This window comes from Herbaspirillum sp. Sphag64 (assembly GCF_014192645.1).
Classification (GTDB): domain Bacteria; phylum Pseudomonadota; class Gammaproteobacteria; order Burkholderiales; family Burkholderiaceae_D; genus Herbaspirillum.
Window position 1 is genome coordinate 468,432 of the sequence record NZ_JACHYE010000002.1, and the last position, 22,139, is coordinate 490,570.

General features: G+C 51.2%; 22 protein-coding genes, 1 tRNA gene, 1 other RNA gene, 1 pseudogene and 1 riboswitch. Of the genes and pseudogenes, 20 read left to right on the forward strand and 5 right to left on the reverse strand.

Features of this window, described 5'->3' with window-relative positions; genetic code table 11:
- Positions 1-227 precede the first annotated feature (227 nt).
- The 4 genes from FHW66_RS07040 (at position 228) to FHW66_RS07055 (ending at position 4,601) form a co-directional block, all read left to right on the forward strand.
- Complete coding sequence (locus FHW66_RS07040; protein ID WP_255458850.1) at positions 228-1,487, forward strand: U32 family peptidase; 1,260 nt, start codon at positions 228-230, stop codon at positions 1,485-1,487.
- Between the two features lie 246 nt (positions 1,488-1,733).
- Complete coding sequence (locus tag FHW66_RS07045; RefSeq protein WP_255458860.1) at positions 1,734-2,708, forward strand: formylglycine-generating enzyme family protein; 975 nt, start codon at positions 1,734-1,736, stop codon at positions 2,706-2,708.
- A gap of 340 nt (positions 2,709-3,048) precedes the next feature.
- Entirely contained in the window at positions 3,049-3,588 is a 540-nt protein-coding gene (locus FHW66_RS07050; protein ID WP_255458851.1) for a helix-turn-helix domain-containing protein, read from the forward strand.
- A 59-nt stretch (positions 3,589-3,647) separates the two neighbouring features.
- Positions 3,648-4,601, forward strand: a complete 954-nt coding sequence (locus FHW66_RS07055; RefSeq protein WP_183379048.1) for a DMT family transporter — start codon at positions 3,648-3,650, stop codon at positions 4,599-4,601.
- A gap of 84 nt (positions 4,602-4,685) precedes the next feature.
- On the opposite strand, the gene FHW66_RS07060 is transcribed toward FHW66_RS07055, so the two are convergent.
- The gene (locus FHW66_RS07060) at positions 4,686-7,361 is read right to left on the reverse strand and encodes a LuxR C-terminal-related transcriptional regulator (protein ID WP_183379049.1); all 2,676 of its coding nucleotides are present in this window, start codon (positions 7,359-7,361) and stop codon (positions 4,686-4,688) included.
- 271 nt (positions 7,362-7,632) lie between these two features.
- Positions 7,633-8,313, reverse strand: a complete 681-nt coding sequence (locus FHW66_RS07065) for a response regulator transcription factor (RefSeq protein ID WP_183379050.1) — start codon at positions 8,311-8,313, stop codon at positions 7,633-7,635.
- Between the two features lie 780 nt (positions 8,314-9,093).
- Here FHW66_RS07065 and FHW66_RS07070 point away from each other — a divergent pair.
- The 3 genes from FHW66_RS07070 (at position 9,094) to ssrS (ending at position 10,031) form a co-directional block, all read left to right on the forward strand.
- A complete protein-coding gene (locus FHW66_RS07070) occupies positions 9,094-9,336 on the forward strand; it encodes a DUF904 domain-containing protein (protein WP_183379051.1) in 243 nt (80 codons plus the stop codon).
- Positions 9,333-9,644 carry a cell division protein ZapA gene (locus FHW66_RS07075; protein WP_370543405.1) on the forward strand — a complete coding sequence of 104 codons (312 nt, stop codon included), beginning with the start codon at positions 9,333-9,335 and terminating at the stop codon, positions 9,642-9,644. The genes FHW66_RS07070 and FHW66_RS07075 overlap by 4 nt, the downstream gene beginning before the upstream one ends.
- A gap of 207 nt (positions 9,645-9,851) precedes the next feature.
- Positions 9,852-10,031, forward strand: a non-coding RNA gene (gene ssrS, locus FHW66_RS07080) — 6S RNA.
- A 72-nt stretch (positions 10,032-10,103) separates the two neighbouring features.
- Here the strand turns inward: ssrS and nrdR are convergent.
- Together nrdR and glyA are read right to left on the reverse strand one after the other, a co-directional pair.
- Complete coding sequence (gene nrdR, locus FHW66_RS07085; RefSeq protein WP_183379052.1) at positions 10,104-10,586, reverse strand: transcriptional regulator NrdR; 483 nt, start codon at positions 10,584-10,586, stop codon at positions 10,104-10,106.
- Between the two features lie 163 nt (positions 10,587-10,749).
- On the reverse strand, positions 10,750-11,997 hold the full coding sequence (gene glyA / locus FHW66_RS07090) for a serine hydroxymethyltransferase (protein ID WP_183379053.1): 1,248 nt from the start codon (positions 11,995-11,997) through the stop codon (positions 10,750-10,752).
- Between the two features lie 152 nt (positions 11,998-12,149).
- Positions 12,150-12,312, reverse strand: a riboswitch (ZMP/ZTP riboswitch).
- Between the two features lie 182 nt (positions 12,313-12,494).
- Here glyA and FHW66_RS07095 point away from each other — a divergent pair.
- From FHW66_RS07095 to FHW66_RS07155, 13 genes are all read left to right on the forward strand, one after another.
- Entirely contained in the window at positions 12,495-13,244 is a 750-nt protein-coding gene (locus tag FHW66_RS07095; protein ID WP_183379054.1) for an SDR family oxidoreductase, read from the forward strand.
- A 13-nt stretch (positions 13,245-13,257) separates the two neighbouring features.
- The gene (gene ybgC, locus FHW66_RS07100; protein WP_183379055.1) at positions 13,258-13,716 is read left to right on the forward strand and encodes a tol-pal system-associated acyl-CoA thioesterase; all 459 of its coding nucleotides are present in this window, start codon (positions 13,258-13,260) and stop codon (positions 13,714-13,716) included.
- 158 nt (positions 13,717-13,874) lie between these two features.
- The gene (gene tolQ, locus FHW66_RS07105) at positions 13,875-14,576 is read left to right on the forward strand and encodes a protein TolQ (RefSeq protein ID WP_183379056.1); all 702 of its coding nucleotides are present in this window, start codon (positions 13,875-13,877) and stop codon (positions 14,574-14,576) included.
- Positions 14,576-15,004: an ExbD/TolR family protein gene (locus FHW66_RS07110; RefSeq protein WP_183379057.1), complete on the forward strand. Its 429-nt coding sequence runs from the start codon at positions 14,576-14,578 to the stop codon at positions 15,002-15,004. Before tolQ ends, FHW66_RS07110 begins: the two co-directional genes overlap by 1 nt.
- 1 nt (position 15,005) lies before the next feature.
- Entirely contained in the window at positions 15,006-15,977 is a 972-nt protein-coding gene (gene tolA, locus FHW66_RS07115; RefSeq protein WP_183379058.1) for a cell envelope integrity protein TolA, read from the forward strand.
- Positions 15,974-17,254, forward strand: coding sequence for a Tol-Pal system beta propeller repeat protein TolB (tolB, locus tag FHW66_RS07120; RefSeq protein ID WP_183379059.1), 1,281 nt, complete (start codon positions 15,974-15,976; stop codon positions 17,252-17,254). Before tolA ends, tolB begins: the two co-directional genes overlap by 4 nt.
- Before the next feature lie 37 nt (positions 17,255-17,291).
- Complete coding sequence (gene pal, locus FHW66_RS07125; RefSeq protein ID WP_183379060.1) at positions 17,292-17,810, forward strand: peptidoglycan-associated lipoprotein Pal; 519 nt, start codon at positions 17,292-17,294, stop codon at positions 17,808-17,810.
- A 13-nt stretch (positions 17,811-17,823) separates the two neighbouring features.
- A complete protein-coding gene (gene ybgF, locus FHW66_RS07130; protein WP_183379061.1) occupies positions 17,824-18,585 on the forward strand; it encodes a tol-pal system protein YbgF in 762 nt (253 codons plus the stop codon).
- Positions 18,586-18,640: 55 nt separating this feature from the next.
- A tRNA-Lys gene (locus FHW66_RS07135) sits at positions 18,641-18,716 on the forward strand.
- A 531-nt stretch (positions 18,717-19,247) separates the two neighbouring features.
- Complete coding sequence (locus FHW66_RS07140; protein ID WP_183379062.1) at positions 19,248-19,571, forward strand: hypothetical protein; 324 nt, start codon at positions 19,248-19,250, stop codon at positions 19,569-19,571.
- Between the two features lie 489 nt (positions 19,572-20,060).
- Entirely contained in the window at positions 20,061-21,053 is a 993-nt protein-coding gene (locus tag FHW66_RS07145) for a ChuX/HutX family heme-like substrate-binding protein (protein WP_255458861.1), read from the forward strand.
- Positions 21,054-21,148: 95 nt separating this feature from the next.
- On the forward strand, positions 21,149-21,535 hold the full coding sequence (locus FHW66_RS07150; protein WP_183379064.1) for a DUF423 domain-containing protein: 387 nt from the start codon (positions 21,149-21,151) through the stop codon (positions 21,533-21,535).
- 59 nt (positions 21,536-21,594) lie between these two features.
- Positions 21,595-21,945 carry a hypothetical protein gene (locus FHW66_RS07155; protein ID WP_255458852.1) on the forward strand — a complete coding sequence of 117 codons (351 nt, stop codon included), beginning with the start codon at positions 21,595-21,597 and terminating at the stop codon, positions 21,943-21,945.
- Between the two features lie 99 nt (positions 21,946-22,044).
- Here the strand turns inward: FHW66_RS07155 and FHW66_RS07160 are convergent.
- Positions 22,045-22,139, reverse strand: a pseudogene (locus FHW66_RS07160) (ABC transporter ATP-binding protein); the annotation flags it as partial.

Genomic DNA, 22,139 nt, shown 5'->3' on the forward strand with positions numbered 1-22,139 from the left:
ATCCTTGCATGACGAAGTCAAGGAATAAGCCGCTAGGCCTCTTAACTGGCTTAAAAGATGTTATTGACGATCCTTGACCCAGGTCAATGCTCCCTCTGCCCTCTTTTGTAAAAATATAGTCTGCCAGCAGTTTGCCCACTCCAGGACAAACCTGCTTTCGCCAGTCACTATCCTTTTACAGATCGATGAAAATCCCAGAACTTCTCGCGCCCGCTGGCAGTCTTGCCATGCTGCAAACTGCTTTCCATTTTGGCGCTGATGCCATTTATGCCGGTCAACCGCGCTATTCCCTGCGCGTACGTAACAATGATTTTGGCAAACTCGAAGTACTCAAACAAGGGATCGATACCGCGCACGCGCTGGGCAAGAAGTTTTATCTGGTCTCCAATATCTTTCCGCATGGCGCAAAGACCCGTACCTTCGTGCGCGATATGTCACCTGTGATTGATCTCAACCCGGATGCACTGATCATGTCCGACCCGGGGCTGATCATGATGGCACGCGAGAGCTGGCCAGACATGCCAATTCACCTCTCAGTGCAAGCCAATACGGTCAATGGTGCCGCTGCCAGATTCTGGCGTGCCGCTGGGGTCAGCCGGGTGATCCTGTCGCGTGAGTTGTCGCTCGATGAAATTGCTGCCATTCGCCAGGATTGTCCGGAGATGGAGCTGGAAGTCTTCATTCACGGCGCGTTGTGTATTGCCTACTCAGGACGGTGCCTGCTGTCGGGCTATATGTCGCATCGAGATTCCAATCAAGGTACCTGTACCAATTCATGCCGTTGGGACTACAAGGTGCATCCTGCACAGGAAGATGCGAGTGGTGATATCTATCTGCTGGAAGAAGGTCAGCGCCCGAATGACCTGATGCCGATCGAAGAAGACATGCATGGTACCTACATCATGAATTCAAAAGATTTACGCGCCATTGAGCATGTGGAAAAACTGACGGCGATGGGTATCGATTCTTTCAAGATTGAAGGACGGACCAAATCACCTTACTACGTTGCCCGCACCTGCCAGTCCTACCGCGCAGCGATTGACGATGCAGCGCACGGCCGCCCTTTCAATCCAGTCTTGCTGGGCCATCTTGAAGGACTTGCCAATCGGGGTTACACCGATGGCTTTTATCAACGTCACCACAACAAAGACTATCAACACTATCTGCGCGGATTTTCGCTATCGGGTCGCAGCATGTATGTGGGTGAAGTGCTGGAAATCGATGCAGCGCAGGGACGCGTCAAAATCGATGTAAAAAATCGCTTTGCAATAGGAGACCGACTGGAAATCATTGAGTCAACCGGCAATCGGGATGTCGTTTTGCAGGAGATGTGGAATCTCGATGGCGAAGCGATTCGCCTGGCGCCTGGCTCTGGCCATGTGGTGTGGCTCAAGTTACCGGTCAGTGATGACAAGGCGTTCATCGCTCGCTATACCCAAAGTGAAACCCCTTCAAAAATTGAACAGATTCCGATAGTCGAGATCTGATTGTCCGTATGCGCATACAGCTACTTCCTCCGGCATTCCGTACCATCCTGCATACGCCCTCGTTCGCTATCCGCATTGGCATTTGCGATAGAATCAGTCGCCTATTTCAGCAATGTTGGGATAGGCAGCAATGATTTGAGCGCATTGCTGGCGTTGGGTTGGATCAGAACAACAATAGTCAACAGTGACACCAAGGGAGAGAACTTGAAACAACAATACGCTGGGTTGCTGAGCGTGCTGCTTAGCATGGCATGCACGTCGGTGCATGCCGAAGAAACCACTCCACTACCTGCAAGCATCGAAAATTCAATCGGGATGCAAATGGTATTGATCCCTGCGGGGGAATTTTTGATGGGAACCGATGAATCGCTGGCGTCGCTGAGAACAGCTTATCCGGACTATGAAGAGCGCCGTTTGCAGGACCTTGATGATGAACGGCCTCGGCATAAGGTACTGATCACTCATCCATTTTATGTGGGAAAGTATCTGGTCACGGTCGGGCAGTTTGCCAAATTTGTGGCTGAGTCGGGCTATGTCCCTGAATCCATTCGGGATCAGACCGGTGGTTATGGTTACAACCCCGACTATGATCCAGAAAAGACCGAACGCAAAGATGCCTTCGAAGGCCGCAACCCACGCTACAGCTGGAAAAATCCTGGCTTTCCGCAGGCCGACAATCATCCGGTGGTGAACGTCACCTGGAATGATGCACAAGCCTTGGCAGCATGGCTGAGCAAGAAGGAACATGTGCATTACCGGCTGCCGACAGAGGCGGAGTGGGAATATTCATGCCGCGCAGGGACCTCGACGCGCTACCCCAATGGCGATGATCCGGAGGGCTTGAGCCGTATTGCCAATACCTTCGATGCAGATGCCGCACCTTATTGGCCGCGCTTCGCCAGTCACGCACTCAAGAGCCATGATGGCTTTGCCTTTACTTCTCCTGTCGGGAGTTTTCAGCCGAATGGATTCGGGCTGTATGACATGGTCGGCAACGCCTGGGAATGGACTTCCGACTGGTATGGCGAGGACACTTATGCACATTCTCCACTGGCGGACCCACATGGCCCAGCAGAGGGTGATGTCAAAGTGCGGCGAGGAGGTTCGTGGCACACCTGGTCACTCTATGCACGTTGTGCCTTCCGCAACTGGAATACCACCACTACCCGCTATACCCTGGTGGGAATGCGTCTGGTGAGAGACACAGAGCCAACACACTAACCCTGCATCAGTTGGCTGTGAGAAACACTTTCGCACCATCTTCCTCTGGTGCGAAAGAGCAGACGCTACCTGCTAGAATATTTGCATTTTCAACACGGATTCAAGTGCTGTGCTCTGCCCTCCTCCATCAACCATCCATCTTCATCTTCGGAGTTACGACGCATCCCGTAAGTCGGATCGGCATGACTTTGCGCAGCTGGTCTTGCCTGTCACCGGGCAGATTGAACTTGAGATCGGTGGCAGACATGGCCTGGTCGATGCGCTACTAGGAGGAGTCGTCGCTCCTCAAACCTGGCATTCGCAATGCGGTCGCGTGGCGAACCAATCAATTATTGTTGATATGGATTCAACACTTCTGGTACAAGCGGCGTGGTCTCGCCTGTTGGATCGGTCGTTTATCTCGATCAATCCAGGCGCCAGAAAGCTGATCGAATATATGGGTATCATGGCGCAGCATGCATCGCTGACGCCAACTCTGGTTGCGGGCTGGACGCCACTGTTGCTGGATACTTTGGCGTTGGGTAAAACACAGACCGGCTCACGTTTGAACGCGCTTGTAGCCCGTCTACAGGAAAATCCCGGATTGCCTTGGACGACACAGTCTATGGCACACTATGCGGGCCTGAGCATAAGTCGCCTGCACGCGGTATTCCGTGATGAATTGCAAACGAGTCCGCATGCCTGGTTGCTGCAACAACGCATCAGCCATGCCTGTGAATTGCTGGCGCATAGTAATTCCAATGTCGCTGACATTGCACTGGCATCAGGATTTTCTGACCAGAGTGCATTAACCAGAGCGATGCGTGACAACATTGACCGCACACCAGCGGCCTATCGTCGGCAAGTACAGCGCCAAGAGAACACGTCAAAATCGCAGTAGCCAGAGTCAAGATTTGGCGCGTTAAAGCCAGGACAATTTCCCTTTTCGGGGAAATACACATGGTCATCAAAAAAATCGGGATTGGCATTGGCTCGGGCATTACTGCTGGCGCGCTTTGGGGTCTCATATTTCTGGCACCGGAGATCGCTACCAACTTCACACCGCTGGAGCTATCCCTTGGTCGCTACGTGGCTTACGGCGTCGTCTCAGCCCTGCTGATCGCCTCTTCGTGGCGACGCCTTTGGCAGCAATTGTCATGGAAAGAATGGCGCGGACTCATCTTTCTCAGCCTGACGGGCAATATCTTTTATTATCTCTTTCTTGCTACCGCGGTCCAGACTGGCGGCGTCGCCATGACTTCTCTGGTGATTGGCTTTTTGCCAGTAGTCATCACCCTGGCCGGCAGACTCGATAACAATTCACTACGGCTACGCAAACTCATTCCCTCGCTGCTGCTCAGTATCGCTGGCCTGATCTGTATTAGCTGGCAGGCATTGACGGCACAAGAGCATCATGGTTTATCCGGGATGTTATACGCCCTGGCGGCACTTTTCTCCTGGAGCATGTATGCCGTCTGCAACAGCAGATGGCTAGGCAGACTGCGCTCAATCTCAGCACACCAATGGAATCTGCTCACGGGCGTTGTGACGGGTGCGCTCGCGCTAATCCTAGCCATACCCAGCGTGCTGTTGACACCTACAACACATAGCCAATCGGACCTATTTCTTTTTACCTTGGTGGTCAGTGGCGTCGCCATTTTTTGCTCGGTAATGGGCAACGGTCTGTGGAACTATGCCAGTAAAGTATTGCCTTTGACGCTGACCGGGCAATTGATCGTATCTGAGTCTATATTTGGCTTGGCCTATGGATTCCTCTGGGAGCAGCGCTGGCCTTCGGCGCTTGAACTGGCGGCGATAGGTTTGATGATCACTGGTGTGGTTCACTCCACGTCGGCACATCATTCTGTCTTGACAAAGAACGCCAATACGACGGACACCATGACCTCGCATTGACGCCATATCAGCCATTGCTGTGAACCGGGAGAAAAGATGATATGCAGAGTCTAAAGAGACGATAAGAAGAGCGCAGTGATACAATCACTCAATGATGCCAATTCGTTTGGCACGTGCGACTACATGCTTGCGGGTTCCGGCCTGAAGTTTTCCATACATGTTCTTAAGGTGCCATTTCACTGTTTCTTCGCAGATATTCATGGCGTTGCCAATTTCCTTGTTGGTCATGTGGCGGGTCAGCAAGAACAGTATCTGGTGCTCTTTGGGAGTCAGCAGATTCTGCATATGCACCCCCGAATTGTTGGCAAGCTGAGCGTCAGCCGGTGCCACCTTGACCGGAAGCTCAGCTTGTTTGACTGAGACAATACGCTCGCCGAGATGCCGTGCTGCCTGATACCGATTTCCCCATGCGCCAAGAAAGGGAAGAAAGTCCTTCGTCATCTGACGTAAGCCATACATCTCCGCCAGACTGAATGCTTCATCCAACACTGCATCACTGTTACCACCAAGCTGTATCGTTGCCAATGCGTGCAGCAGCACAACATGCAAGCGTTCCCTGCCGCGGTGTAGATGATTAAGCAAGGCGTCGGCTTGTGAAAGTAAATCGAGCATTTCGTGCCACTCGCGCCGTGCCATAGCGACGTAGACATGCGCAACAAGAATAGTGAGCGAGAATACCGAGGAAAAGATTCCAGATCTGCTCATCACGATATTGGTGCCAATCGAATCAAGCTCCTCTTTCAGTGCGACGCAGGTAAACGCTTCAAACCTCCAGGCATGCAACCGGATCCGCTCAGCCAATCCAAAAATCTGCAAGGTCGGACTATCCCGAACTTCTCCGATGACACACAGTTCTCTCAACCGGTCGTGTGCCAGTGCGGCCTTATTCTCAATCAACAGCAATCTGGCATCGACCATACTCGCCAGCGCGATCACGATGGGCGAACAATATTGTTCAACCAGCTCCATCCGAACCGAAAGCGCTTTACGCGCCTCTTCAGGCTGCCCAAGTTCCAGTAGAACAAAAGACAATGTCACAGCAAGCGACAGAGTGATACCACTCCTCCGCCCAATATCACGCTCGGCCAGAAGTAGATTTTCATGCAGAAATTTCTCAGCGATACGGACCTGCCCTTCCCATAAATAAGTAATCCCGATAACCCATGTGGAAAATCCGCTCACCGTATCGAACGGTTGCGACAACGGCACCGATGTGGATAGGAAGTAGCGCGCAGCCTGCGGTTCATCGCGACACAGAATATCCAGTGCGTGCAATGCAAAAATGAGCTTGTTCATGCGCCCACTTTTTTCCATTGGCACATTCAACCAGGGGGCAATATGTGACTGAAATTCATGAATACGGTCACGATGAAAGGCAGCAAAGGCGCGGATAAGCGCGTATTCACGCTCTTCACTGCGCGTTAGCTGAAATGCCTCAAGCAAAGGTTTGACATGCTGCTCTACCTCGCCATGACGCTTACTCATAGCCAGTATCCAGGTCAAAGCCAACCTGAGGTTGGGACGTCGTTCGATTTCCTCGCGAGGCAATAACGCCAGCCAGTCTTCTGCCTCGTTAAATTTGCCTTGCTCCACGATACGATAGAGAAAACGATCCATCATGTCGTATGCCAGCCTGCTTTCTCCAGCCTGCAACGCGTGATAGGCTGCTTCTTCGTCCAGCGATTCACGCGCAAACCAATGCATGGCTCTCAAATGGATGGCATTTCGCCTTTCTATTGGCAGCAACATCCATTGCTCCCGCAAGAAATTTTTAAATAAGGGATGTATTTTCAACCAAGGCGCACTGGTCTCAATAAAAATTGGTGTGCTCCTACACAATGACGCCAGCAGATGGCGCGCATCATCAACGCCGGTTATGTCGTTGCAGAGCGCTGGTGAAATTTTTTTCAGAACTGATATTTCAACCAAAAACCTCATCGCGTCGGGGCTTAATCCCTCGACCTGGAGATGCGCAAAATAGCGCTCCAGATCAATACCTCGCTCAGCGATTTTTTTTACCGCGTCTTTGAGATTGAGGGGCTTTCCAATCACGGACATAACGAATTGCAATCCAAGAGGCCAGCCACAGATCAGCTCGTGCAAGGTGTCTGCATCACTTCGTTCGATGGCAGCATTTGACCAATTTGCTAGAACACTATACGTCTCTTCACGCCTGAATTTGAGACTCGACTGCCCCAGGACACAGCAGTTATCGAGACTGATATGTTTTTCAATTTCGCTCAAATCGAGTACTTCGCGGGAAGATAGAACAATACGAAGATTGGTGGGAGCATGTTGAATCAGATGATGAATGATATCGACATCAACTGCGCCAACAAAATGATGCAAGTCATCAAGAATGAATACGGTGTCTTTGCCGCTTGCCTCTATCTTTGTGAGTAATTCCTGAAGAAGATCAAGCCCTGACTGGTTGGCTGGAAGCTCGGACATGTCGACTGGCTGAGGACGAGTCTTGCCGCAGGCTATTTCAAACGCAATCATCAATCCCTGCAGAAAACGTTTGTCGCTCTCCCGTTGATCAAGCACCAGCCAGGCAACGACGCTACCATCGTTTATCCATTGCTTACGCCACTGCAGCAGCAAGGAAGTCTTTCCGTAGCCGGAGGGAGCACGCAACACGATCAATGACCTACCTGCAATATCAGGCGATAGCGCGAGCAAATATTCACGTGTCAGATCTAGTTTGTGAGCACGAGGCGGCGTCACTCGAAGAACGAAGTCGTGAAAAGTGTATCCCATTCATCCTCCCCCATTGAACGAACCGCATGGTCGACTACGCCTACCATATAGAGCGCCATGGTTTGATATAACAAGTTACTTGAAGATACCTGATAAGCACAATGCTCTGTAAAGAGACTATAAAAAAATACTGCGGATGATTACAAGTTCATCTTTTGACAACATATACCCAGTATGTTTTTGAGTGAATTCATCGACGATAAATATTGGCTAGCACAGCGCGCACATCACACCAGGCCAATCCAGATGAATGGCAACGAATAATCACTAACTAAACAGGCTGGATAGGCTGTTCCGAAGACAGTGGGACCAGACCAACCTCTAATGCGTACTTGAACAGATCGGCATCACTGGCAACACCAATTTTTCTCATCGCGCTGTTCTTCTGTGAACTCACAGTCTGCTTGCTCCGACTAAGTCTTACTGCGATGTCATTGATCTTCATCCCTGAGACATAGAGCCGAATGACTTCTACTTCGCGCTTTGAAAGACTGACTGGTTTACTGTCAACGACAGAAAAACGATCAAGCGTGTCGACAATGGCTTTCATCGCCGGGGAAAAATACTGGCCACCAGCGCTGGCCACATGGATGGCTGGAATCAAATGACTAACGTCATCTGATTTATTAACGATACAACGCACGCCCAAGGTAATGAGAGTCCGCAAGACACCGGGATTGTCCATCATCGTCATGACGACAATTCTGAGATCCGGATAACGACGAAAAATAAATTCCAGAAACGGTAGTCCATCTCCAAAATCTCCACCCGGCATTGCGTAGTCAGTCACCAGGACGTCAATCTCCTTCTTATCCAAAAGCTGAACAACTTCTGTCGAATTACGTGCTGTGCTGACGACTTCTATGGTTGCAACAGACAAGGTCTGTTTAAGTCCCTCGACGATCACAGGATGATCGTCAGCAATAATTACTCTGATTTTATAAGCTTGCATATCTTACCTTTCCGCTCTACATCGAAACACGATGAGCGCTATCTTCAACGGCCGCGCTTGAGCGCCTATTGAGGCCACATCATGATGAAAATTCTGGAATGGCAACGTGTATTCACATTTCAGTTGGAAGGGCTCTGGCATTGCAAAGGCAAAGGCACATGCCGATCTCATCGACTCAGGAGCAAACTACTGTCATTTATTTCAATATGGAAAATATCAGCACAATTTCTAAATTGAATAACGACACGTCATGGAGGAAGACTAGTTCCCTCGTCACAGATATAACCGTTATGCAACTTAACAAAATGTACGGGCTTTAACTTGAGACTGTGTTTTCAGACAAGCACAGCCGACAGATAACGACACAACTACCATCGTCTTAGTTCATCGACAAATATCGCGTCATTGTCATAGGCTTTACACCGAAATGATCAAAACGATGCACTTATTGGAGTGACATGAACTTTGGCGCTTGTCATTGGGAGAAAAAACATAAATCATCGGTTGCATATTTCATCAGGCATCGCTGGATCCGGACCGAACGAATAAAAAGCCAAACAAGCTCCGCAGATGGTCTACAAGTAACACATATTGTTGGGCGAATCCGAAAAATCTCCTCTGATCTCGCTTTCCATTATTAATTCAGCATAACTTTAAAACGAGACAAAGGAAGATCGGCACCATGCTGTAACATCCTGTTGCTACAAAGCGATTTGTCGCGCCGAATGGCAGCAACGGAATATAATGGCGCACATATTTCAGACCTGTATCGTTTTTCCCATGAGCCCCGAATTCCACCAACTCTCAGAGAAAGTCGCGCAGCTTGCCGCCTTGACTCAGTCATTGCGTCGCGAGAATGCAGACTTACGTCTTAACGTCTCTACGCTGACCAATCAGAATACAGAGCTGCTGCAACGCGTGGAACAGGCGCATCTGCGTGTGAGCGCCCTGCTGGAAAAACTGCCGGTGACACAATCTGGCTCGCCAGATACCTCATCCATTGATGAAGAGGAAACAGCGTGACTCAGCTTAACGTCAACATCATGGGCCACTCCTATACGCTGGTGTGCAAGGACGGCGAACAGGCTACGTTGCTGCAGGCCGTGGCTTATCTTGATGAAAAAATGTGCGCCATCCGTGACACCGGCAAAATCAAGGGCAACGATAGAATCGCAGTCATGGCAGCGCTTGGTATCGCAGCGGAGCTGTTATCGACCCAACCAGGCGAAGGCCCTTTCGCAGGAATGACCATTGCAGAATGGAAGCAAAGCATTGCTGCCATGCACGACGTGCTTGATGAGGCTCTTGCTCCCCAGGAAAAACTATTCTGATAGCGCTGTCGATTGCGTGATGATGTTCAGATAGGCAATCGTTATTCAGTGAGCCGCACACGATGTAGGATGCGTCGTGATAACCAGGAACTGGTATCGATTCAACGCATGTCATCAATGTGTTTAGGAATCAGGTCTGGGCACAAAAAAATAAGGTGATTTTTTTATGTAAAGGCTTTGACAGAAATCGCGATTGGAGTAGACTTAGCTCTCCTGCCGTGTTCGCGAATGTCATATATTCCTTGAACCATTTATGCGCATAGGTTGTGGGATTTTGTTTGGTGGGCGTGAGCGTCGCTAGTCCGATGAACCCGAAATTAAACTAACTGCAACCACCTTGAACCGTTTGGTTCGGGATGCCGGCATAGCGGCACTGGCGGGACTCAATTCAAAAGCGACTGTATGAATACAGTCGCTTTTTCTTTTTCTCAACGTCTTCTTTTGAAACCCAAAAAGCAGTTACTCAGTGCGTTTTCGGGAGACACCTTTGCGCTCCGGTCCAACTTCAGCGATTGCATCCTGAAATTCGGTAACGTCTTCAAAGCTTTTATAGACTGACGCAAAGCGAATGTAGGCAATCTTGTCGAGCCGTTTCAATTCGCGCATCACCAATTCACCAACCTGCCCGGAAATGACTTCACGGGCACCGCTTGAGAGAAGCTTTTCCTGAATACTTTGAATTGCCGAATCAACCGCTTCGGCAGACACAGGACGCTTGCGCAAGGCCAGCATCAAACTGCTTCGCAGCTTTACAGGATCAAATTCAGTACGACTGCCATTTTTCTTGACGATAACAGGCATCGTCAATTCGATACGCTCATAGGTAGTGAAACGTTTGTCACAATTGGCACAACGGCGTCGACGTCGGATCGCGTCGCCCTCTTCCGAGAGCCGCGTATCCAGCACGGGAGTGTCGTCATGATTGCAAAATGGGCATTTCATAGAGGCCAGTACAAACGGACTACCGTATCAGGAAAAACGGGGTACATCGTATCCCGCTTCAGCTTGCTGCGAACCTCCTCAACAGAGGCTCACAAACACGATGCCATCAACCAGACATGGCAGTTGATGGCATCAATCAAACAATCAGACAATCAAAAGAACATCAAGCGGCATAGACCGGGAATGCATCAGTCAGCTTCTTGACCTCTGCCTTCACGCGCTCAATGTTGGCAGCATCATGCGGATTATCCAGTACGTCTGCAATCAGATTACCGACCTTGATCGCTTCAGCTTCCTTGAAACCACGTGTGGTCATTGCCGGGCTGCCCAGACGTATACCGGAGGTGACAAATGGCTTCTCAGGATCGTTCGGAATGGCGTTCTTGTTGCAGGTCATATGCGCCGCACCCAGAATAGCCTCCGCTTCTTTACCGGTAATTTTCTTGGCGCGCAGATCGACCAGCATCACATGCGACTCGGTACGACCAGAGACAATCCGCAATCCGCGGGAGATCAAGGTCTTGGCCAATGCATCAGCATTCTTGACCACCTGTGCCTGATATTCCTTGAATTCTGGCGACAGGGCTTCCTTGAACGCCACTGCCTTACCCGCAATCACGTGCATCAACGGGCCGCCCTGAATACCTGGGAAGATCGCTGAGTTGATGGCTTTTTCATGCTCGGCCTTCATCAGAATCACACCACCACGAGGACCGCGCAAAGATTTGTGGGTAGTCGAGGTAACGAAATCAGCATGTGGCACTGGATTAGGATAGACACCTGCAGCAATCAGACCTGCATAGTGAGCCATATCGACCATGAAATAAGCGCCGACTTCCTTGGCGATCTTGGCAAAACGTTCAAAATCGATACGCAGCGAGTACGCTGATGCACCAGCGATGATGAGCTTCGGCTTCTTCTCGCGGGCCAGACGCTCCATCGCTTCGTAGTCGATTTCTTCCTTGTCGTTCAAACCGTAAGAAACCACATTGAACCATTTGCCCGACATGTTCAATGCCATGCCGTGCGTCAGGTGACCACCTTCTGCTAGCGACATACCCATGATGGTGTCACCTGGCTTGAGCATGGCGAAGAATACGCCCTGATTGGCTTGCGAGCCGGAGTTTGGCTGCACATTGGCGGCTTCGGCGCCAAACAACTGTTTCAGACGATCAATTGCCAGTTGCTCGGCAACGTCAACGAATTCACAGCCACCGTAGTAGCGCTTGCCCGGATAACCTTCAGCATACTTGTTGGTCAACTGGGTACCTTGCGCTTCCATGACAGCTGGGGAAGTATAGTTTTCGGACGCAATCAGCTCGATGTGTTCTTGCTGACGAACGTTTTCTTTCTGGATGACCGACCACAATTCCGGGTCGACATTGGCGACGGTATGATTCTTTGCAAACATGATTTCTCCAATGGATAAGGGTGTGCCTGAAGACGAACCGGGGCAACATTGCCTGCAAATATTCGAGGCACGCCGCCACAACGCGACTTCCAATTCGAATGAGGGCCAGAAAGTATGGGAATTGCAGGCAGCCTCAGTCGTACGTTCCATTACAGGGCTGCCCAGGCGCACGGCTTGGAACCGATGGTGATGTCAGCAGTCTTTGCGTCAGATGCACAACAGAATCGCCATCAATTCCATGAAATCTCACGCTTCCCGATGGATACCCATCTTGCCCGGAACAGGTCCGGGCTTTCGCCAGTTACGTGAGACGAAATGGTATATGCATTGTAAGGGAAGGCAACCGATTCGGCAAGATTCTCACTTGCTCGGCAAGCGTGGACGTTGCGTAACAGACTGGTGCAACGAAAATCATGCTTTGGGCTACAATTTCAGGCTTTCGCGGCCGCAAGGCCTGTTTTGCGCGCAACAACCACCCGATTTACCGGAGAATACAGATGATCGTTTTGATTACAGGGGCAACTGCAGGCTTTGGCGCTGAAATGGCGCGTAAATTCATCAAAAATGGACATCGGGTCATTGCTACCGGCCGTCGCAAGGAGCGCCTCGACGGACTCGCAAAGGAATTCGGCGACAAATTGCTGCCACTGGCATTGGACGTGACAGACAAACAATCAATCAGCACTGCACTGGCAAGCCTGCCTCCAGACTGGCAGCAAATCGACGTGCTGATCAACAATGCCGGACTCGCGCTCGGCCTGGAGCCCGCGCATCAGGTAGCACTGGAAGATTGGGAGACCATGATTGACACCAACGTCAAAGGCCTGGTCACAGTTACTCACTTTGTGTTGCCTAACATGGTCAAACGCGGTAGCGGCACCATCATCAATCTTGGTTCCATCGCTGGCGCCTACCCCTATCCAGGCGGCAACGTCTATGGTGCGACCAAGGCTTTCGTCGATCAATTCACACTGAATCTGCGTGCCGACCTGGTTGGCACAGGTGTACGCGCTACCAATCTCGCACCTGGACTATGCGGTGGTACGGAATTCTCGAATGTACGCTTCAAAGGCAATGACTCAGCAGCAGCAAAAGTCTACGAAGGCACGACGCCACTGACCGCAGAAGATATTGCCGAAGCAGCTTACTGGGTGGCAACACTGCCTGCACACGTGAATATCAACTACATCGAACTGATGCCAACCTGCCAAGGTTTCGGCGCACTGAACATCAAACGCACAGGCTGAAATCTCCCGCAAGATGACAAACGCAAGCAATAGTATTGGCGACGACGTCAACCAAGTCTTCTCCTGGCCGTTAAGGGTCTACTATGAGGACACGGACGCTGGTGGCGTCGTCTTTTATGCCAACTACCTGAAATTCTTTGAGCGCGCCCGCACGGAGTGGTTGCGTGCCAAGGGCTATTCGCAACAACAGTTGGTGGATGAAAAAGGACTGATCTTCGTCGTCAAAGCAGCCTCTGTCGAGTATATGGCACCGGCAAGACTAGACGATGAACTGAAGATCACCGTGACCATCAAAGAACTGCGCACGGCTTCGCTGACCTTTACACAGAAGGCGTGGCGAGTAGGCAAGGCGTCAGATCAGCAACAACTGCTGGCGAACGGTCAGGTCACAATCGTTTGTGTGAATGCCGAAACGATCCGTCCTCAGCCGATACCTGAAGAGTTGGTCGAGCAGATGCATAAAGATATTTAGTAGATTTGAATTATTCGTTTATCAACATTTGATTGCATTTAATCAGTTTGCGTTCGAGGCATTGATACATGCTGTTGCGAGATCTTTACAAACGCTGCGAAAGCGCTTGAAAAAATAGCACGTACAATGTCGGCTCTCTGATTGAATCACCTCCCCACATGACTGTTACCCAAGATCTTTCCTTTTTTGCACTGATCAGCAACGCTTCCCTTATTGCGCAAATAGTCATGGCGCTGCTGATGTTGGCTTCGCTATTCAGCTGGACTTATATTTTCCGAAAAATGTTCACGGTCCGCAGCGCCCGTATTCAGACTGAGGAATTTGAACGTGCCTTCTGGTCCGGCGGCAATCTGATCGCGCTATATCAGGACTCACTGTCCAATCGTCGTAAAGGTGATGGCCATGGCGGCGCGCTGGAACGCATTTTTCAGGCAGGCATGGGCGAATTCAATAAAGCCAAGACCCAGGTTGGCAAAGGTGCTCCGATCAATCCTGCTGGCTTGCTCGACGGTGCCCGTCGCGCCATGCGCGCTGCCTACCAGCGCGAAATGGATGCACTTGAATCGCACCTGGCGTTCCTGGCTTCGGTTGGTTCGGTTTCTCCTTACGTTGGTTTGTTTGGTACGGTCTGGGGCATCATGAATGCATTCCGCGGCTTGGCAAACGTCCAGCAGGCGACTCTTGCTGCGGTTGCTCCTGGCATTGCCGAGGCACTCATTGCAACAGCCATTGGCCTGTTCGCTGCGATCCCGGCAGTCGTCGCCTACAACCGTTTCTCGCATGACATCGATCGCCTGGCGATCCGCTTTGAAAGCTTCATCGAAGAGTTTTCCAATATCTTGCAACGTCAGGCACGCTAATGGCTGGTTCCTCCATGCGCGGGGGACGAGCCCGCAAGTTCAAATCGGAAATCAACGTCGTTCCTTACATCGACGTCATGCTGGTGCTGCTCATTATTTTTATGGTGGCGGCACCGGTCAACGATCCCAGCGTGATCAACCTTCCCACTGCGGGTAAGTCAAGCGTACCGCCGAGCGAATACATTGAAATTGCACTCAAACCGGATGCCAAGGCCACGATCAAGATTACCGGGCCGAAGCGTGGTGACACGCAGACTGCAAGTAGCCGCAGTGATCTGACACAAAGGTTGCAAGCCATCCACAGTGACAGCCCTGATCTGCCTGTGATGATCTCTGCGGACAAGGAAATCAAGTACGACGAGGTTATTCAGATCATTTCCGAAGCCAAAAAATTAGGCATTACGCGCGTTGGATTAGCCACGAAGTAATATGAGCGGATCGTCTCCTTACCAAGTCCCCAGAGCACCCGGCCGCTGGCGTGCCATCACACTGGCGCTGATCGTGCATGGGGCGCTACTGGCATTTTTGTGGATCGGTATCAGTTGGCAAAACAAAACACCACTGGCTGTCGAGGCAGAAATCTGGGATCCTCAGATCAAGGAAGCGGCACCGCTCCCCGAGCCAGACCCAACACCACCACCGGCGCCACAACCAGCTCCTGAACCAGAGCCCGCTCCGCCACCACCTAAGGCAGAAGAAATACCTGTGGTGAAGCCGGATATTGCCCTGGAAAAAGAAAAGGAAAAAAAACGTAAGCAGCAAGAGTTGCAAGCCAAGCTTGAGCAGGAAAAACAGGCCAAGCTTGAGCAGGAAAAACAGGCCAAGCGTGAGCAAGAGGATCAAGCACGTCTGGCGCGTGAAAAGCAGGACAAGGCTGACCGCCTGAAAAAGGAAAAACAAGAAGCCGACAAGAAGCTCGCCAAACAGAAAGAAGACGCCGATGCCAAGAAGAAGGCTGACGCCGACAAACTTGCCAAGGAACGCCAACAGAAGCTGCAGGCTGCTGAAAGCAAGGCTGCCGAGCAACGGCATCAGGATGACCTGAAACGCATGATGAACCAGGCCACGAGCGCCAGCGGCGGCAATGGAACCGCAGCGAAGTCGCAAGGCCCTCGTGGCAATGCAGACTACGGTACCAAAATCGCGATGCTGATCCGTTCCAATACACGGTTCGACATCCCTCCAGGGTTGGCAGGAAACCCTCCTGTGGAATATGCTGTTGATCTGTTTCCCGATGGGTCGATCCGCAGTATTCGGCTGACCAAACCTTCCGGCGTTCCGGGTTTCGATGAGGCCGTAAAGCAGGGCATCACCAAATCGCAACCATTCCCTGCCGATACCGATGGCAAGGTGCCAAGCGGCTTCCCCGTTAGATATCAACCGAAAGACACCGACAAATGATTCGCACGACACGCAAGCTGACAGTCTTGGCATTGGCCGCAATGGGATTGACATTTTCCTGCGTGGCACATGCCCAATTGCAGATCAACATTTCCGGCGTAGGCGCGACCCAAATACCGGTTGCGATTGCCGGCTTCCCTGGCGAAGATACTGCACCTCAACGCATTACTTCGATCGTCAAGGCAGACCTGACGCGCAGTGGGATCTTCAAACTGATTGACACCAGCGACTCCTTATCGGATGCCTCAGTAATTAATTACGACGACTGGAAAAAGCGCGGTGCTGATGCACTCGCCGTCGGCAGCGTACAACGCCTTGCCGATGGCCGCTTCGATGTGCGCTATCGTTTGTTTGACAATATCAAGGCGAGCCAACTGTCAGCGCTGTCGTTTGGCAGCCAACCACAATTGATCCGCCTGACCGCACACAAAATCTCTGATGACATTTACCAAAAGCTGACCGGCATTCCCGGCATCTTTTCCACTCGCATTGCCTACGTGACGCGTGTCGGCAGAGATTATCAATTACAAGTTGCCGATGCCGACGGCGATGGCGTGCAGGTCGCATTGCGCTCCTCCGAGCCGATCATCTCGCCTGTCTGGTCACCGGATGGCACCAAGCTTGCCTACGTTTCCTTCGAAGCCCGCAAGCCAGTTATTTTTACGCAAAATCTGATCACCAGAGAACGCAAGCTGGTCGCCAACTTCAAGGGGAGCAACTCGGCACCTGCCTGGTCCCCTGACGGTAGCCGCCTGGCAGTAGCACTCACGCGTGACGGACTGACCCAGATCTACATCATCAACGCCGATGGCAGTGGACTGCGCCGCGTCACCAATAGCACAGGTATCGATACCGAACCACGCTTCTCACCTGACGGTAACTGGCTCTACTTCACCAGTGACCGCAGTGGCGGACCGCAAATCTACAAGATCAGCATCAATGGTGGCGATGCACAGCGCGTCACTTTCAATGGCAGCTACAACATCAGCCCACGCATCTCTCCCGATGGCACAGTTCTGGCTTACATTTCCCGGCGCGAAGGTAAATTCCAGCTGTACACACTCGACCTGAACAGCGGTCAGGAGTTACGTTTGTCGGACTCCAGCAAGGATGAGTCGCCCAGCTTTGCGCCGAACGGCAAATACATTATCTATGCGACCGAATCGAGTCGACGTGGCGCGCTTGCCGTTGTATCCACAGACGGCCGGGTCAAACAAAGCTTGTCCATGCAGGTTGGCGATGTCAGAGAGCCAAGCTGGGGACCATTCTTGAAGTAATTTCTTAATCACATTCATTCACGACCAGGAGTTTCAGATGCGTACATTCAGTTCCTTAGCAATCATTCTTTCGGCTGCCGTATTGCTGGCAGCATGCTCGTCGACCAAGCTTGACGACAAGAGCGCTCCGGTGGAAAACCACACCATGGGCACCACCGGCAATGCTGATGCAAATGCTGTCAACAATGGCGATGCCAATGCTGATCCACTCAACGATCCGCAAAGCATTCTGGCCAAGCGCAGCATCTACTTTGACTACGACAGCTACTCCATCAAGGAAGAGTTCCGTCCTGTGGTGGAAGCGCACGCCAAATACCTGAATGCACACAAGGATCGCAAGATCATCATCCAGGGTAATACCGATGATCGCGGTGGCGCCGAGTACAACCTGGCACTGGGTCAAAAGCGTGCAGAAGCCGTACGTAAGGCACTGGTGTTGTTGGGCGTATCGGACGAACAGGTTGAAGCTGTTTCCTTCGGCAAGGAAAAGCCAAAGGCTCTGGGCAGCGACGAAGCAGCTTGGGCTGAAAACCGTCGTGCTGACATCGCTTACTAAAAAGATCTGAACCATGCGCACTTCTTTCAAAACTGCGCTGAAATCGGTGTCCGCAGCGGCCTTCGTGGCTGCTGCGGCTTACTTGCCGATGACAGCCCATGCCGGCCTTTTCAGCGATGACGATGCCCGCAAAGCCATTCTCGATCTGCGCAGTCAGGTTGAGGCCCTGCAAAAGGATGTCGCCAACAAGGCGGACAAGAACAGCGTACTGAGCTTGTCTGATCAAAACGACCAATTGCGCCAGGAAGTGGCAAGGCTGCGCGGTCAGATTGAAGTGTTGACCAATGAGCTCTCCAATACGCAGCAGCGCCAGAAAGACTTCTATGTCGATCTGGATTCACGCCTGACCAAGCTGGAGCCGCAAAAGGTCAATGTCGATGGTAAAGAAGTCAGCGTCGACGTCACCGAACAAAAAACCTACGATGCCGCACTCAATGTCTTCAAAGGTGGTGATTACAAAGGTGCCAGCACGGCCTTCGGCGATTTCCTGAAGCGTTATCCGCAGTCTGGTTACGCACCTTCGGCCCAATATTGGATGGGAAATTCACTGTATGCACAGCGCGATTACAAGGGCGCCATTGCTGCACAACAGACGGTTGTCAAAAACTATCCTGACAATCCAAAGGTTGCCGATGCATTACTCAATATTGCCAGTTCGTTCACAGAATTGAAGGACAAAGCCTCCGCGCGCAAGGCACTGGAAACCTTGATAGCCAAATATCCTGATAGTCCGGCGGCACAAACCGGCAAGGAAAGATTGGCAGCATTGAAATAATTGATGCCATCCGTTTGACATGCGCAAACGTTAGTGTCTATAATAGCGGTCTTTCGGGTCGTTAGCTCAGTTGGTAGAGCAGCGGACTTTTAATCCGTTGGTCGCAGGTTCGAGTCCCGCACGGCCTACCAGAAATTCAGCAGCAAACAAGGAGGTTACGAGAAATCGTAACCTCCTTTGTTTTTTGTTGCGAATAAAGCCATCCAGCAAATGTCGGCCTCGCTTGCCAACATCTCATTTTCGTTGCAGCTCAATCTATCCTGCACGACTGCCCCCCCTGTAAAAGTATCCTCATGTAAAGTTAATGGCTGTGCTATTGAAGGGCTCGCCATGAAAAATCCAGATTTACAAATAAGCAGATTATGGGCAACTTGAAAAAAGCCGATGTGCGGAGATCGGTAGCGGATTTATGCCCTCCTGCACGGCATATCAGGCGCCAGACTTCCCGCAACGTATCGAGAACATATTCAATGAGATTCGATCTTCACAATGGCTTCTTGTTTCGAGCACCTCACATCGGAGTTTTTGCAGCAGTGATGATTTGTGCCGGATCAGCCTGTGCACAATCGAGCTCACAGGGGCCCGCAGATCTCTTGCATTGCCTAGGCCCCGCCAATAACATTCAACGACTCCGTGACAACTTGGAAGTGACGAGCGTCTATTTGAAGAGCTCGAAAGACAATTTCGGGCCTGCCCGACAACGGGCAATCGATTCGATTGAGGCCGCGCTTGGCGAATTTGAGCGCTTGCACGGTGATCCTCAACTAACGCCAACACCTGGAAAAGAGAAAGCACCTTATCTCGGTAGTCATGGACATCCTCGAATGAATCGTGCTCTGACGGCACTGAACGAATCGGAAAACGATTTGAACGTCCCTGCATGTCAGTCAAATAGAGATCTGGACCAATTACGTCAGGAAATTTCAAAAGTAAAATCGGCAATTGACGATGCATTTAGCTGGAACCCGCCTCACAGCAAACACTAAATCTGGCGGAGAGAAGCGTTGCGTTAATCAACTGGCATTTTCCTACCGCCCTAGCTTCCTACAAATGCACAAAAAAACGCCGACCTGTGCAGGCCGGCGTGAAATCCAATTCAAGAGGAGAATCAGAGGAGACGAGTCCACTATAAGCAATCACCGAGGCCTGCGCCAAAGGTCTTACATACGGACACATTTCAAACAGATCTCTTACAGCCAACAAAAGATCCTCATCAACTTTCTGTAATAAAACATAACCGAGCTTGCTATTTGGCGTCGCACCGTCAATAATAAATGAGAACAGTTCTTATTTGAAAGATACTGATTCGCATGCCTCCTATCGCAAAAACTTCGCACATGCTCAGCTCTCTATCGACAGCGGATTGTAATTAGTGAAGAACTACTGGAGCTTAATGCTTGATGCGGAACTGCTGAGACAAAAAATTGCCCTAGATCGACTGTCTCTCGCCACCCCTCACAAAAGAAGGAAAAATGATGCGTCCATGGCCCTTTGACGATCAGCAACTCCCCCATCTTACGGATGTACAACGTATTGCACTGCATCCAAGCGCAGTCCGTCTCAACGGCCAATTCGCGCCATTGCTGGAGCACCTTGCCACACTCGGCAATCTTACTGAATTGACCCGTAACGAGTCAGCACTGCTAGAAAAAGACAATGTCAGTGGTGCGCTGTATGTTCAGAACGAGTTACAGCTAGCACCAGCGGAGTCTACCCATATGCGTATCTTTTATCCGCAGTGGGAACACGGTTACGCTCTGGAAGAATGCGATTCGACGACTGGTACGCAACGACACAGCCTGCAGTTTTTCGACCGGCACGGCAGTATGATGCACAAGGTCATCATGGACCAAGGTAGTGATCTCACCGCATTGAAACGCCTCATTGCCGACCATGCTGCAACCGAACAGTTAACCCCAGTACAGTTGGCGCCCGCCGTGGAAACACAACCCGCATCGCAGATTTCCCAGATTGATGTCGATGCCTTGCGCGCCGAATGGGCACATGCACACAACCATAGTGACTTCCTGCAGCGCCAGGAAATCTTCGACCAACAACGGCTCCGCAAGCTGAGACTGGCCGGTAAAGCATTTGCCTATCAGGTCGCCAACGACTCAGCCCGCATCATTCTCCAGCGCATGACAGAGATCGGCACCGCAATCCTTGCACAGGTTGGCAATGCTGGAGTCGTACAAGCCTACTACGGGAAGATTAAAAAGGTCGGAACAAAAAATTCGCGCCTGAAGATCATGAACACGGGATTCCGCATGCTGCTGCGGGAGGATCACATTGATTCTGTGTGGGTTGCCAAAAAACCGACCACGGATGGCATCATCACTTCTCTGGAATTATTTAATCGTCAGGGCACGCACATTGCGAGCTTCCTGAGTAAAAAAGCCAACGGTCAACCGGAACCCAGAGAGTGGCGTGACTCGATCATGCATCTCATGCCAATTTTCGGCGCCTGAAACCAAACCAATTACTGAACACAACAATCCACGCCACACAACGATAACAGTACCATTACAATACGCCCAGACTACATCTATTCGGGCTATCCAACATGAGCGAACGTCTTCTGGTCATTCTTGCCGCCATCAATATGTTCATCGCTGTCGCCGCTGGCGCATTCGGTGCACATGGTTTGAAACAGGTGCTCGATAGCGAGATGCTGGCAATCTGGCACACAGCAGTAACCTATCAGATGATGCACGCTCTGGGCATGTTCCTGATCGCCTTACTGATCCCAAAATTCAGTTCCATGCTCCTTGGATGGGCTGGCAGCGCCATGTTTGTTGGCATCGTTATTTTTAGCGGCAGTTTGTATGCTTTGGCACTGAGTGGAATACGTTTGCTCGGTGCGATTACCCCCATAGGCGGACTGGCATTCCTCGCCAGCTGGATACTAGTGGCGTGGGCAGCGTACAAAGGCAACGCAGGTTCTATGTAAAGGTATGATATACGGCGTACATCCAGTCACCGTTTTTGGATTAATTGGAAGGAGACCAAATGATAAGAATAACTCACCGAATGCACCTATTGCTATCGCTCACGCTGGGTCTCGGCATCATGACATCATCCATGCCCACGCGCGCTGCCGCAGCGGAAGAAGACGTATCCCAGAACGATCCTCCGCGCTGGTATCAACAGGACGATACCCCTAAAAAGCATTACCGAAATCTGCTCAAGGAGGCCCGTGCAGCTTATGCACAGTCACTCCAGGAATGCAAAGCGCTCAAGGGAATGGACGCAAAAAACTGCCGACACGAAGCAAGGGAGAACCATGCTGCGGACAAAGCACGTGCTCAACGTATTCTGAAACTGCTCAGCAACCAGCAACCAACAAGCATGACGAGCTGAGCAGACGCCCGACTGACGCTCCAGAAAGCACAAAAGCGGCTTGGGCCAACAATGCCCAAGCCGCTCATTGGTTAACACCTGAGTAAGCTAATCAGGTAATCACCCCTCCCCCAAATAAGCCGCCTTCACGCGCGGATCATCGAGCATGTCCTTGGCCAGGCCATTCATCGTAATCAGGCCCGACTCCATCACAT